A 12,712-nucleotide genomic window follows, 5' to 3' on the forward strand; every position below is an offset into this window, starting at 1 on the left:
AAAGCGCATACCACAAGCCGGTCAGCGGTCCCGCCGCCCGGTCGCCCTCACGCGCCGCCGCATCGAGCCCGAAGATCGGCTCCAGCCCCAGAAGCGTGCGGCCCGTATCGGGCTGCGCCGCCATGAAGCCAAGCACCAGCACCAGCGATAAGAGCCCGCCGACGTAACCCAGCCCCCAGGCTGAGCCCGAAAGCCGCCCCAGCTCCGCGCGCGGCACGAGATCGGGCATCATCGCATTGTTGAAGACGGCGGCGAACTCCATGCCAAACACGGCGAGCGCCACGGCAAGCAGAACCAGCCCCACATGCCCACCCCCCGGCGTGGCGAACCACAGCGATGTGCAGGCCAGAACGCCGATCACCGAGAACACGAAGATCCACGGCTTGCGCGGCCCCGTCGCATCGGCAATCGCGCCCAGAACGGGTGAGGAAAGCGCGATGGCAAGCCCGCCAATGCCCGTGGCGAACCCCCACAATTCCTGCCCCCGCGCCGCATCGGGCGCGACGGCAGAGGCAAAATAGGGCGCGAAGACAAAGGTGATGATGAGCGTGTGAAAGGGCTGTTGCGCCCAGTCGAAGAACATCCAGCCCCAGATGCCGCGGCGGGGCACGGATCCGTGCTCCGCCGGCGGCATGTTCATCCCGGCGTCTTCCGGCGCCCCGGCAAGATCAGACACTCAGATCGCTCATCAGGCCGGAGGCCACGGTGAGGCGCGACACGCTTATCTCACCGCCCTCCACGAGAGACTGAAGCCTGTCGCGGACCCGCACCACGTGCTCCCCACCAGCCTCGACCCACCTTTCAGCCGGATCGTCCTCCTTGCCGTATTCGGTAAGGGCGGCGATCGTCATGCCGCGTCGCGCCGCGCTGATCATGTCGGTCGCGCGGAACAGCGCCAGCCCGTCATAATAGTCTGAAGGCACGATCGTGTGCGCCGCGTCCTCGATGCGCCCGATACGGAAAGCGTCGGTAACGCCGAAGAAGGCTTTCGCGGCCTTCTCCAGAGGCGCACCCGCCTTCTCCGCCACCAGCTCGATATCCGGCACCATCTCCGCAACGGAAAGGAAGGCGAGTTTCTTAGCCAGATCCTCCGGTGCTCCGAGCGCCACGAGCTGCCCCCGCCGGCTTTCCAGACGCTCGCGCATAAAGGCCGGCAGCATCGGCATCAGCTTGCCTTCCAGGGCCTTGCGCGCCGCCTGCAGCCGGTCGATCCGCGCGCCGACGGTCTCCTTGTCGCTTTCGTTCTTGAGCTGCCAGGAAGTCGCCGAATAGATCAGCCGCCAGACGATCTGATAGAGATCGAGCTGCGCCATGCCGTCGATCTTGTTGTCCAGCGCATCTATGGCCTTGTAGATCCTGCGCAGCTCAAACCCCTCACGCACCACCGCGAAGGCGGCAACGATGTCGGCTGCCGGCCGGCCTGTCAGGTCCTGCAGCCGCGTGACGAAGCTCGGCCCGCCGCGGTTGATCACGTCATTGGCCAGTTCCGTGGCGATGATCTCGCGCTTCAGCCGGTGCGAACGGATTTCATTTTCGTATTTCTTCGCCATACGGCTCGGGAAATAGGCGAAAAGATCTTCCTCCAGATGCGGCGCATCCGGCACCTTGCTTGCGACAATCTCGTCAAGGAGCACGATCTTCGCATAGGCAAGCAGCACGCCCACTTCCGCGCGCGTCAGCTGTTCGCCACGGCTTTCGCGATCCGCCAGTTCCTGCGGCCCGGGCAGGAACTCGACCGCCCGGTCGAGCAGCCCGCGCTGTTCGAAGAGGGTCATCATGCGCGCCTGATGCGGCATTTCCGGCATGCCGCGCTTCTGAACCTGCGAGATGGCCAGCGTCTGCTGGTAGTTGTTGGCAAGAACCAGCCCGGCGACTTCGTCCGTCATCTCGGCCAGAAGCCTGTCGCGCGCCGGCCGTTCCAGCGCGCCCGAGCGCATCGCGGCCGCCAGCGCGATCTTGATGTTCACCTCCACGTCGGAGGAGTTCACGCCGGCCGAGTTGTCGATGGCGTCGGAATTGCAGCGCCCGCCATTCAGGCCGAACTCGATGCGCGCAAGCTGGGTCATGCCAAGATTGGCGCCTTCGCCGATCACCTTGGCCCCCACCTCCCGCGCGGTCACGCGAATGGTGTCATTGGCCCGGTCGCCCACCTCCTGATTGCTTTCGGTGTGTGAGCGCACATAGGTGCCAATGCCGCCGAACCAAAGGAGATCGACCGGCGCTTTCAGGATCGCCATCATGATCTCGGTTGGCGAGGCCGTGGTCTTGCCAAGCCCGATGGCATCGGCTGCCGCCTTGCTGAGCGTGATGGACTTCTGCGCACGTGAAACGATAACGCCGCCCTTGGAGAGCTTGCTCGTGTCGTAGTCCTGCCAGCTGGAGCGCCCCATCTCGAAAAGGCGCTTGCGCTCGGCATAGGAAACCGCCGGGTCCGGATCGGGATCGATAAAGATGTCGCGGTGGTCGAAAGCGGCCACCACCTTCGTGCAAGTGGAAAGCAGCATGCCATTGCCGAACACATCGCCCGACATGTCGCCCACGCCCACGGCGGTGAACGGTTCCGTCTGAATATCGCGGTTCATCTCGCGGAAATGCCGCTTCACCGCCTCCCAGGCACCGCGTGCGGTGATGCCCATCTTCTTGTGGTCATAGCCGGCCGAGCCGCCGGAGGCGAAAGCGTCATCCAGCCAGAAATCATGCGCCTGGCTGATGCCGTTGGCCGTGTCGGAAAAGGTTGCCGTGCCCTTGTCGGCCGCCACCACGAAATAGGGGTCGTTGCCATCGTGGCGCACCACGCCCTCGGGCGGAATGACCTTGTCGCCATCCAGATTGTCGGTCAGCGACAGAAGGCTGGAGATGAAGTTGATATAGGCCGCACGCCCTGCCTCGAACACCTCCTGACGGCTGCCATTCTCCGGCAGGAGGCGCGGGTAGAAGCCGCCCTTGGCCCCCACCGGCACGATCACCGCATTCTTGACCTGCTGTGCCTTCACAAGGCCCAGCACCTCGGTGCGGTAGTCCTGCGCCCGGTCAGACCAGCGCAGGCCGCCGCGTGCCACCGGCCCAAAGCGAAGGTGAACACCTTCCACCTCCGGCCCGTAGACAAAAATCTCACGCCATGGGCGCGGCTGCGGCAGGCCGGTGATGGCGCGTGAATCGAATTTCAGCGCCAGCGAGCGAACGGTCTCATCCGCTTTCGGCCGATAATGGTTGGTCCGCAGCGTCGCCTCGATCAGGTTGAGGAACCGCCGGATGATCGTATCATCATCGAGATTGGGCACCGCATCGAGGTCCGTCTCGATGGCCGCCGTCAGCGCCGCCGCCTCTTCGCGTGCCTTTGCCTGTTCCGCCCGCTTGGGATCGAAGCGCAACACGAAGAGCTCGAACAGCTTGCGCGCGATATGCGGATAGCGGTTCATCGTCGCGGCGATGAAATCCTGGCTCTGGGGAATGCTGGCCTGATGCAGGAAGCGGCTATAGGCCCGCAGAATCGCGATCTCGTCGACGCGCAGACGCGCCGTCTGTGCAAGCGCGTTGAGCCGGTCGTCATCGTGCTCCCCGCGCCAGACCGAAAGGAACAGCTCTTCGAACAGCGCGCCCCTGTCCGACAGGTCGATCGGTCCGTCGAATGCGTTTTCCAGCTCCATGTCGTGGATGAATATCTGCGCGCGCTCTTCATCGTCGGCATCGCCGATTTCGAAGGTGCGCTCGCTGATCACCCGGAAGCCCATGTTTTCCAGAAGCGGCACACGCTCGGTGAGCGGGACCGGCGTGCCGTGATGATAGATTTTCAGCGCCGCCTGCGTTTCGTTCTGGTCTTCATGCCGGTGAAAATCGATGGCGATCGGGTTGTCGGGAGACAATTTCACCATACGCTCGGCGTCGATCAATGCCGTTTCGGCGGAAAACCCGTTGCGGTAGCTCTCGGGAAAGGCTGCTGCCACCCCTGCAAACCTGCGGTCTGCGCCGGTCTCTTCAAGCGCTTCCTGCAACGCATCGTCCCAGGTCCGCACGATCTTGAGAATACCCGCTTCCAGCGTCTCCGTATCGATGCGCGGCGTCTTGCCGCCGGAACGGCCGATGATGAAGTGAACACGCGCCAGCGTGCCTTCGGGGAAGGCCGGGTAGTAGGCCGAAACGCGCCCCTTGAAAACGGTCTTGAGGTAGTTGCCGATCTCGATGCGGACCTGCGAATCGTAGCGGTCGCGCGGCACGAAGACGATCACGGAGACGAAACGGTCGAACTGGTCGATACGGTAGAGCGCACGGACACGGGGCCGCTCTCCCAGCGCCAGTATGGCTTCGGCATGTTTGCGCAGGATCGGCAGGCCGATCTGGAAAAGCTCGTCGCGCGGATAGGATTCCAGCACATTGATGAGCGCCTTGCCCGAATGGTCGGTGGGCGCAAAACCGGACTTCGTGATCACCGCCTCGGCCTTGGATCGCAGATACGGGATCTTCATCACCGAACGGGTGTAGGCGGTGGAAGTGAACAGGCCGACGATACGCAGTTCGCCAGTGAGCTTGCCCTTATCGTCAAAGGTCTTGATCCCGATATAGTCGAGATAGGCACGGCGATGGACAACCGATTTGGCATTCGCCTTGGTCACGATGAAGGGGTCGGGGCCATGCAGGAAGGCGCGGATTTCCGGTGTCGTTGAGACCGCTTCCTTGCCACGGCGCAGGACAAGAACGTCGGGATCGGCCAGAATGCCGAGGCCCTTCTTGTTGGCACGCTCCAGCGTGCCGCTTTCTTCGCCGCCCGAGTAGCGGAATTCGCGCATGCCGAGGAATGTGAAATTGTCGTCACGCAGCCATTCCAGAAACGCGATGGCCTCCGCCACGGCATCCTTTTCGAGCGGCACCGGCGCATAACGCAGCTCGGTTATCTCCTGGTCGAGCCTGGCAAGCATCGGCTTCCAGTCAACAACGGCTGCGCGCACCTGCTTCAGGGTCGCGTTGAGGCGCGTCTCCAGATCCGCGCTCTGCTCGTCGGAAAGCTTCGGCAGATGCACGTGGATCAGGCTGATATTGTCCTCATCCGGACCGACCTTGGTGCTCGCAGCATCACCGACAATCGCATCGACACCCTTTTTGCCGTGTTTGACGACCAGAACCGGGTGGACAACCAGCGTCGCCTCGACGCCGAAATCGCTGAGTTCACCCAGAACCGAATCGAACAGGAACGGCATGTTGTCGTTCACGACGGTCAAAAGGCTGACCGCACGACCCAAACGCTCGATCCCCGAGGCATTGTCCACCCGCACCACGCTGGTGCCCGGCCTGTGGACCTTGATCGCCGTGACCGCATCCTCGGCGGCACGCAGCAGCGCTGCCTCGTCATAGGGGCGCAGATCCTCCGCCGGTGTCCGCGCGCTGATGATCTCATGCAGGACCTTGCCCATGGGTCCGCCCTTTTTCGCGGTCTTGGAGGTCTTTGCCTTGCTACCATGCCGAAAATCCCTGTTGGTTGACCAAACTGGCCCATCGTATTCAGACAAAAGCGGTTTGACGACCCGTCATTCCACCGTGCAGGCTGAATACAACCTATTCCTATCGAAAGGGTGTCTGCATCATGACGAAACCGGTCACTGCCCTGCATTTTCCCCCACTCGAAGCGCTGAGCGACGAAACCCGGGCCTATTTCGACAAATGCGAGGAGAAGCTTGGCCTCGTGCCCAATGTTCTGCGCGCCTACGCGTTTGACGAGAACAAGCTCAGGGCCTTCACGCAGATGTACAACGACCTGATGCTGAGTGATTCGGGTCTGTCGAAGCTCGAGCGCGAAATGATTGCCGTCGCGGTTTCAAGCATCAACACTGCTTCTACTGCCTCACCGCCCACGGCGCAGCCGTGCGCCAGCTCTCCGGCGACCCGGTGCTGGGTGAACTCATGGTGATGAACTACCGCGCCGCGAAGCTGGAGCCGCGACAAAAGGCCATGCTCGATTTCGCCGTTAAACTCACCGAGAGCCCCGCGAAGATCGAGGAGTCGGACCGCAGGGCGCTGCGTGAGGCCGGATTTTCCGAGCACGACATCTGGGACATCGCCGCCGTGGCGAGCTTCTTCAACATGTCCAACCGCATGGCGGCGGCGGTCGATATGCACCCAAACGAGGAGTATCACGGCATGGCGCGGGAACCGGCCTCCGACTGAACCGCGGAGGACCGCCACTGCCGGATCATCGATAGATCCTGATTCGCGTATGAGGTCCGATGAGCGGCAGTATGCGTGCCATGGCGAGCGGCGAGACGGCTATGCAGCCCTCGGTGGGCGGAAATCCGGGTTTGGCAATGTGAAAAAAGATCGCGCTGCCGCGATTGCGGATCGCCGGCCGCATGTTCCAGTTGGACACCATGCAGACGTCATAGAGACGGTCCTCACGCGCCATACGCTCATGGCTGGCTGGATAGGGCAGCCGGACCGGGCGATTGTAATTGCGGTCGCCCGAAGCATCACACCATCCGTCGCGCGCGTCGATCCGCGTGAGCGGGAACCGGCTTAAAGGCGGGCCGGCAGGCGCCCTGTCTCCCCGAAAGTAGCCATAGAGCAGCAGCAGATCACCAACAGGTGTGGCGCCATCGCCTTCGCGCTTCAGCATCGTCGTGCCTGTTCGCCCGAGGGCACAGGGGAAGACGAGTGGTCCCACGCTCAAGAGCCCCTGGGTCGGCCTGCCGGGCTTGCGGCGCACCTCGATCAGACCAATCGATTTGCCGGCTTTACACTTCATGTTGAGGGAAACCTGCCTGTCAGCTTACGTTAAATTGATTGGAACAAATGTTCGCCATGGTGTTTTCGCACTGTTAGGTTCCGCATAAAGCTGGAACGGTCAACACTGCAATTCCATTTGAATCGGCAGTCTTTTTCCTGGATAGTGGATTTAACCATGACGTCACGCACCATCCTAATCGTCGATGATGACGAAGACCTGAGGACGACGCTCGTCGAGCAATTGTCGCTCTATGAGGAATTCGACATTCTTCAGGAGAACACGGCGACGAAGGGCATCCAGTCTGCGCGCAACGCGATTGTCGACCTGCTCATCATGGATGTGGGCCTGCCGGACATGGATGGACGTGAAGCGGTCAAGCTTCTGCGCAAGGGCGGCTATCGCGCGCCGATCATCATGCTGACCGCGCAGGATACCGATTCGGACACGATCCTTGGCCTTGAGGCCGGTGCCAACGATTACGTGACGAAACCGTTCCGATTCGCTGTGCTTCTCGCCCGCATCCGCGCGCAACTTCGCCAGCACGAGCAGAGCGAGGATGCCACCTTCGCCGTTGGCCCCTACACGTTCAAACCCTCGCAGAAACTCCTCATCGATGAGCGCGGCGGCAAGATTCGCCTGACGGAGAAGGAAGCCGCGATCATCAAATATCTCTACCGCGCCGAACAGAAAGTGGTGACCCGCGACATCCTGCTCGAAGAAGTCTGGGGATACAATTCAGGCGTCACCACCCACACGCTCGAGACCCATGTCTATCGCCTGCGGCAAAAGATCGAGCGTGATCCTTCCAAAGCTGAAATTCTTGTGACAGAAAGCGGTGGTTATAAGCTCGTTCCGTGAGACTGCGCCATGAGGGCGCTCGGGGATCACCGGGAACGGGTCGGGGACGACTTCAATGGCGCTGGACGATGACATTCGCATTCTGTCCGGCGTGGGTCTGTTTGACGGATTCACGCGCGAGCAGTTGCGCCTCATGGCCTTCGGCGCCGAAAGCATGACGCTTTCCGCCGGACGGGACATCTATGCCGAGGGTGCGCCGGCCGACTGCGCCTTCATCGTCGCCTCCGGAAGCGTTGTGCTGTTTACGGAACAAGACGGCGAGCGCCAGATTGTCGAAAGGCTCGGCCCCGGCGACATGATGGGCGAATTTGCACTGATTGCCGAAGGCCGCCGCATGACGAATGCGATGGCCGAAAGCGAAACTCGGCTGGTCAGAATCAGCCGTTCGAGCTTTCACCGGATTCTTGAAGAATTCCCCGAAACGGCGATGCGCCTGCACGAAAAAATTGTCAGAAACCTGCAGGCAATGATCGATCGGATGGAGCGCATAGCAGCGCGATTCACCGATTGATTCGGCACAAAACGCACGCGTTTCACATCGTTTTCTCTAAAATGAGGCGTTTCCGCCAAAAATCCGTGAAATTTCGGAAAACGTATCAGCCGAAATCAAACCCGGCGATGACGGGCACATGATCTGACGGACGCTCCCACCCACGCGCCTCGCGCAGCACTTCGATCCGGTTAAGCGAAGGCGAAAGGTTCGGCGACGACCAGATATGGTCGAGCCTGCGCCCACGATCCGAAAGCGCCCAGTCTTTCGCGCGGTAGCTCCACCAGGTGAAGATCTTCTCTTCCGGCGGAATCTTCTCGCGCATCAGATCCACCCAGCCGCCTTCCCTGCGCAGCCGTTCAAGCCCCTCGGTCTCCACCGGCGTGTGGCTGACGACCTTCAAAAGCTGCTTGTGCGACCAGACATCGGTTTCGAGCGGGGCGATGTTGAGATCGCCCACGAGGATCGTTCCCGAATTGCCGTTTTCTTCCGCCCGAAGCGCATGCATTTCGGCCAGGAAGTCGAGCTTGTGGCGAAATTTCGGATTGATGGCGGGATCCGGTTCGTCACCGCCCGCGGGCACATAGAAATTGTGCAAAAGCACCGAACGGCCCGCCCCCGCATCGACGGAAACGGAGATATGCCGGCTATCGCCCATCCCGCAGAATTCGCGCTTTTCAACGAGTTTCAGCGGACGGCGAGCGACTGTTGCGACGCCGTGATATCCCTTCTGCCCATGGATCGCCATGTGCTCATACCCGGCCTTGCGAAAAGCCGCGGCAGGGAACTGGTCATCGGCGCATTTGGTTTCCTGAAGACACAGAACATCCGGGCTGTATCGCTCCAGAAACTGCTCCACAAGCGGCATGCGCAGCCGAACGGAATTGATGTTCCAGGTGGCGATGGTGAAGGGCATGGAGACAGTCCGGGATTGATCGCTTGCAAGAAGCGCAAAACTGCCCGGAACCTGAAAGGAAGACAAGCGCAACGGCCCGCCGGGAAGCAAAAGGCCGGGCTTTCCACAGCCCGACGGGTGACAAGCGCTTCAGCTGGCGGCGGTCGCCTCGATCTCGAACAGCAAACCCGGAACCGCAAGCCGGGTCACGCCGAGCAGTGTCATTGGCGGGGCGCATTCGAGTGGCCCGAAACGCATTGCGAGGAGGTCGAAATTCTTCAACGCCTCATCCACATCGGTGGCATAGATGCCCAGTCTTGTTATATCGCCAAGTCCCATTCCCGCCGCTGCGAGAACAGCCTCCAGATTATCGAGCGCGAGATTGATCTGACCGCGTATATCTCCGGGATGCTGCGGATTACCCTCGCCATCAACTGCAGTCTGGCCAGAGCAGATGACGTGTCGAGACATACCCTCGATGATCTCCGCCTGATTGTAGCCAAGCTTCAAGGACCAGTCCCACGGGTTCACGGCTGTACGTTGCATTGTGCGAAACTCCCTGCTGAGATGTACAGCCATCGACTAGGCGAAAACGGTGACATTTCCTGTCACCATTTATGCTAGTGTGCCGAAATGAAAGCCCGTCTTCGACATGACGCCATCGTGCGCAGCCTTCGCAGAAATGGAACTTCAACGATCGACCGGCTCGCAAAGGAGGTCGGAGTAACGCGGCGCACGATCCTGCGCGATGTCAGCGCGCTCCGCGACCAGGGATTCGTGATCCATTCAGAGCCCGGACGCGGCGGCGGCCTTCAGCTTGATCCGCAATCGTTGCAAATGACGGCGCGGCTTACGGTTGCCGAGGTCTTTGCGCTTCTCATCGGTGTTGCATCCATGCGCGCGACCGGCAGTCTTCCGTTTTCACAGCTCGCGGATGCCGGGCTCGCCAAGATCGAACAGGCACTGCCAGCCGACAAGATACGCGATCTGCGTCGATTTCTGGATTGCCTTCACGTAGGGCGCTCTCGCCACAGCAGGACACATCAGACATTGGGACGATGGATCCGGCCCTGCTGCCCTCTTTCGAGGCCGCGTTTCTTGAACGGCACTTCCTGAGGTTTCAGTACCGGGACGCGAAAGGCAACCGAACCGGCCGAGAAGTTGAACCGCAAGCGATGCTGATCCTGCCGCCAATCTGGTATCTGGTGGCATGGGACCCGGCACGCAATGACTTCCGCCACTTCCGAATGGATCGGATCACGAATCCGCAGCCTCTGAAAGACAGAGCGTTCCGACGACGCCACATCCCGTTTGAAGACGACGTTTGCCCGTATCGCGATTTGCCTCTCTGACATGCAGCGTCAGCCGCTGCGTCAGAAGCGATCGGGCACCCATCAGCGCTTGTTGCGGCTCATCTCGTCGACACGGCGGTAATCGATCTTGAAAACACTCGGGTCGAAGGTCACGCCTTGCTGAACGTTGAAGATCATGACCGTTGTGTCCTTGCCCTGCGCGTCGGTGATGGTCCACTGGCGCAGGTCGTATGAGTTGGTGTCGAACATCATCGTGATGGTCGAATTGCCGAAGACAGACTTGTCGGACATCTTGATCGTTGTCAGGTCGTTGTCCTCTCGCACGGTCTGAACCTTATCGCCCGAGAGATCGATGCGCTCGTCGAGAAGCAGCTTAAGCGGCGTTTTCGATAGAGGATAAAGGTCCGCCGTGTTGAGCTTCTTGTTCATGATGACCACCGAACTGCCGTCGGAGGTGACACGGAAGCCTGACGGCTCTTCATAGTCGAAGCGGATCTTGCCCGGGCGTTCGATATAGAATTTGCCGCCGGTCTGCTCGCCGCGCGGTCCGAACTGCACAAACTCGCCCATCATGGTGCGCACGCTGGAAAAATGCGCCGCGATCTGGTCGGCACTCTGGGCAGCCTGGGCTGCTATCGGCGCAAGAGAGAACGCCGCCAAAGCCATCGCTGCAACGGCCATCCGCCGCGCCAGAAAGTCGGTTACCCCAAGAATCATCGTGTTCGATCTCCACATTTGCCCTTCCGGATAACCACCCAGTAGGGCCGAAATTTGGCTGCCCGATAACGGTCCGCGCCGGCGCCGGTTCCAGCGCCGCTCTTGATCAGACTTCGTCCTGCTCGGTCGGCACGAGAATTTCGCGTTTGCCGGCATGGTTGGCGGGACCGACGATCCCCTCCTCCTCCATGCGTTCGATGATCGAAGCAGCCCGGTTGTAACCGATGCCGAGGCGGCGCTGGATATAGCTGGTGGACGCCTTTCCGTCACGCAGCACCACGGCAACCGCCTGATCGTAGGGATCAGCGGAATCGCCGAGATTGCCGCCACCCGACCCGCCGCCGCCAGCAGAGCCGCCGTCATCTTCCTCGTCATCTTCGGTGACAGCGTCGAGATAGTCCGGCACGCCCTGCATCTTCAGATGATTGACGATGCTTTCCACCTCGCCATCCGAGACGAACGGACCGTGGACGCGCTGTATTCGCCCGCCGCCAGCCATATAGAGCATGTCGCCCATGCCCAGTAGCTGCTCTGCGCCCTGCTCTCCCAGAATGGTGCGGCTGTCGATCTTCGACGTCACCTGGAAGGAGATACGTGTCGGGAAGTTGGCCTTGATCGTGCCGGTAATGACATCCACCGAAGGACGCTGCGTGGCCATGATCACATGGATGCCGGCGGCGCGCGCCATCTGCGCCAGGCGCTGCACGGCGCCCTCGATATCCTTGCCGGCGACCATCATCAGATCGGCCATCTCGTCGATGATGACGACGATGAAGGGCATCGGCTCGAGATCCAGATCCTCGCTCTCGTAGATTGCCTCGCCCGTCTCGCGGTCGAAGCCGGTCTGGACGGTGCGCTTGATCGTCTCGCCCTTCTTCTTGGCGGCGACAACGCGCTGGTTGAAGCCCTCAATGTTGCGCACGCCGACCTTGGACATCTTGCGGTAGCGGTCTTCCATCTCCCGTACGGTCCATTTGAGCGCGACAACAGCCTTCTTGGGGTCGGTCACGACCGGGGTCAGGAGATGTGGGATGCCATCATAGATGGACAGTTCCAGCATCTTCGGGTCGATCATGATCAGACGGCACTGCTCGGGCGTCATACGGTAGAGCAGCGACAGGATCATGGTGTTGATGGCCACCGACTTACCCGAACCGGTGGTACCGGCCACCAGAAGGTGAGGCATCTTGGCAAGGTCGGCGATTACGGCTTCGCCATTGATGGTCTTGCCGAGCGAAAGCGCGAGCTTGGCCTTGCTCGCCTCGAAGTCGCGGCTTGCCAGAAGTTCGCGCAGATAGACGGTTTCGCGCGTGGAATTCGGCAGTTCGATGCCGATGGCGTTGCGGCCGGGCACCACAGCCACACGCGCCGCTATTGCGCTCATGGACCGGGCAATATCGTCTGCAAGGCCGATGACACGCGACGACTTGATGCCGGGTGCAGGCTCCAGCTCATAGAGCGTAACCACGGGGCCGGGGCGCACATGGATGATCTCGCCCTTGACGCCGAAATCCTCCAGAACGCCTTCAAGAAGGCGGGCATTCTGCTCCAGCGCGTCTCTGGAAAGCGACGGATCCTTGGTCGAGGTCTTCGGCTCGGCGAGCAGATGAAGTTCGGGCAGTTCGAACGTTCCGCTGTCGAGGAAGGATGGCTGCGCTTCGCGGCGCACGCGCGCGCCTTCCACCGGGCGGGGCGCAGGATTTTCCACGCGCTGCGCAGCGGGTGCC

At 61.2% G+C, this 12,712-nt stretch carries 10 protein-coding genes and 2 pseudogenes; 5 read left to right on the forward strand and 7 right to left on the reverse strand.

The genetic code is table 11. From position 1 onward, the window contains the following. On the reverse strand, nucleotides 1–640 hold a 640-nt coding region (locus JCM21793_RS20400), incomplete at its 3' end, for an MFS transporter (RefSeq protein WP_025031547.1). A gap of 28 nt (nucleotides 641–668) precedes the next feature. After that, nucleotides 669–5,405, reverse strand: coding sequence for an NAD-glutamate dehydrogenase (locus JCM21793_RS20405; protein ID WP_025031548.1), 4,737 nt, complete (start codon nucleotides 5,403–5,405; stop codon nucleotides 669–671). 170 nt (nucleotides 5,406–5,575) lie between these two features. Between JCM21793_RS20405 and JCM21793_RS27340 the strand changes: the two are divergent. Next, a pseudogene (locus JCM21793_RS27340) lies at nucleotides 5,576–6,156 on the forward strand (peroxidase-related enzyme). 25 nt (nucleotides 6,157–6,181) lie between these two features. Here the strand turns inward: JCM21793_RS27340 and JCM21793_RS20415 are convergent. Next, a complete protein-coding gene (locus JCM21793_RS20415; protein WP_025031549.1) occupies nucleotides 6,182–6,730 on the reverse strand; it encodes a L,D-transpeptidase family protein in 549 nt (182 codons plus the stop codon). Between the two features lie 156 nt (nucleotides 6,731–6,886). Between JCM21793_RS20415 and JCM21793_RS20420 the strand changes: the two genes are divergently transcribed. Then, nucleotides 6,887–7,570, forward strand: coding sequence for a response regulator transcription factor (locus JCM21793_RS20420; RefSeq protein ID WP_025031550.1), 684 nt, complete (start codon nucleotides 6,887–6,889; stop codon nucleotides 7,568–7,570). 55 nt (nucleotides 7,571–7,625) lie between these two features. Continuing rightward, on the forward strand, nucleotides 7,626–8,081 hold the full coding sequence (locus JCM21793_RS20425) for a cyclic nucleotide-binding domain-containing protein (protein WP_007008340.1): 456 nt from the start codon (nucleotides 7,626–7,628) through the stop codon (nucleotides 8,079–8,081). Nucleotides 8,082–8,166: 85 nt separating this feature from the next. Here the strand turns inward: JCM21793_RS20425 and JCM21793_RS20430 are convergent, their stop codons facing one another. Both JCM21793_RS20430 and JCM21793_RS20435 read right to left on the reverse strand, forming a co-directional pair. After that, nucleotides 8,167–8,976: an exodeoxyribonuclease III gene (locus JCM21793_RS20430; protein ID WP_025031551.1), complete on the reverse strand. Its 810-nt coding sequence runs from the start codon at nucleotides 8,974–8,976 to the stop codon at nucleotides 8,167–8,169. A 129-nt stretch (nucleotides 8,977–9,105) separates the two neighbouring features. Next, nucleotides 9,106–9,501, reverse strand: a complete 396-nt coding sequence (locus JCM21793_RS20435) for a RidA family protein (protein ID WP_025031552.1) — start codon at nucleotides 9,499–9,501, stop codon at nucleotides 9,106–9,108. Nucleotides 9,502–9,588: 87 nt separating this feature from the next. Here JCM21793_RS20435 and JCM21793_RS30640 point away from each other — a divergent pair. After that, a pseudogene (locus JCM21793_RS30640) lies at nucleotides 9,589–9,699 on the forward strand (helix-turn-helix transcriptional regulator); the annotation flags it as partial. Between the two features lie 314 nt (nucleotides 9,700–10,013). After that, entirely contained in the window at nucleotides 10,014–10,307 is a 294-nt protein-coding gene (locus JCM21793_RS30645; RefSeq protein WP_244439908.1) for a helix-turn-helix transcriptional regulator, read from the forward strand. Between the two features lie 42 nt (nucleotides 10,308–10,349). Here JCM21793_RS30645 and JCM21793_RS20445 read toward each other — a convergent pair whose 3' ends face one another. Together JCM21793_RS20445 and JCM21793_RS20450 are read right to left on the reverse strand one after the other, a co-directional pair. Further along, nucleotides 10,350–11,003 (reverse strand): outer membrane lipoprotein carrier protein LolA, encoded by a 654-nt coding sequence (locus JCM21793_RS20445; RefSeq protein WP_370671665.1) that lies wholly within the window; start codon nucleotides 11,001–11,003, stop codon nucleotides 10,350–10,352. Between the two features lie 88 nt (nucleotides 11,004–11,091). Beyond that, nucleotides 11,092–12,712, reverse strand: a 1,621-nt coding sequence (locus tag JCM21793_RS20450; RefSeq protein ID WP_025031554.1) for a DNA translocase FtsK, incomplete at its 5' end; no start/stop codon positions are given.

Source organism: Nitratireductor aquibiodomus NL21 = JCM 21793 (assembly GCF_000615975.1).
GTDB lineage: Bacteria > Pseudomonadota > Alphaproteobacteria > Rhizobiales > Rhizobiaceae > Nitratireductor > Nitratireductor aquibiodomus.